The sequence below is a fragment of the Nostoc sp. PA-18-2419 genome (assembly GCF_005869855.1).
Taxonomy (GTDB): Bacteria; Cyanobacteriota; Cyanobacteriia; order Cyanobacteriales; family Nostocaceae; genus Nostoc.
Map to the genome: position 1 here is coordinate 1 of NZ_SZNH01000103.1, position 685 is coordinate 685.

The window sequence follows — 685 nt, forward strand, 5'->3', positions numbered from 1 at the left end:
GCGGAAACATTTGAGCCATTATGGGAAATTGTGAAACAGTGGGAAAGCTATTTTTATGTGACCGATGGCTGGAAAGTTTACCCTAGTTTTATACCCAGCGGAAACATTTGAGCCATTATGGGAAATTGTGAAACAGTGGGAAAGCTATTTTTATGTGACCGATGGCTGGAAAGTTTACCCTAGTTTTATACCCAATGGAGATCAAATTGTGAGTAAAACATATATGACGCGAGTAGAAAATGAAAATACCCGATTACGTCATTATCTTGCACGCCTTCACAGAAAAACTTTATGCTATTCCAAATCAGAACAAATGCTGAGACACTCAATTAAATTATTACTTCATTATTTGAAGTATCAAATTGTACCTATATAAATTAATTCATCCCTTTATTATGCAACCCCCTTTTTTTCTATCTCCAGTTTCATCTATTACTACTGTAATAGCCTGACCATTCAATGCCTGCTTAAGTCTCTTTAATCTTCGTTGTTTTAATTCATCTACTGACCAATCTGAATTGGCTAAAAAATGATCTAATGACTGAGCTGAGTTTATACTTACCACCTTCACTATTTCTGGTAACGATTTTCTTTTTATCGTTGATATTATCCCCAAATGTAAATATTTAAAGCACTCATAATTTCTTACCTCTTTGAACAGGTCTTTATACTCTGTACAATATTC

General features: G+C 34.0%; 2 pseudogenes. One reads left to right on the forward strand and one right to left on the reverse strand.

From position 1 onward, the window contains the following. Nucleotides 1-97: 97 nt before the first annotated feature. Nucleotides 98-376 (forward strand): annotated as a pseudogene (locus tag FCR06_RS32170) (IS1 family transposase); the annotation flags it as partial. Nucleotides 377-403: 27 nt separating this feature from the next. Here the strand turns inward: FCR06_RS32170 and FCR06_RS32175 are convergent. After that, nucleotides 404-685, reverse strand: a pseudogene (locus FCR06_RS32175) (transposase); the annotation flags it as partial.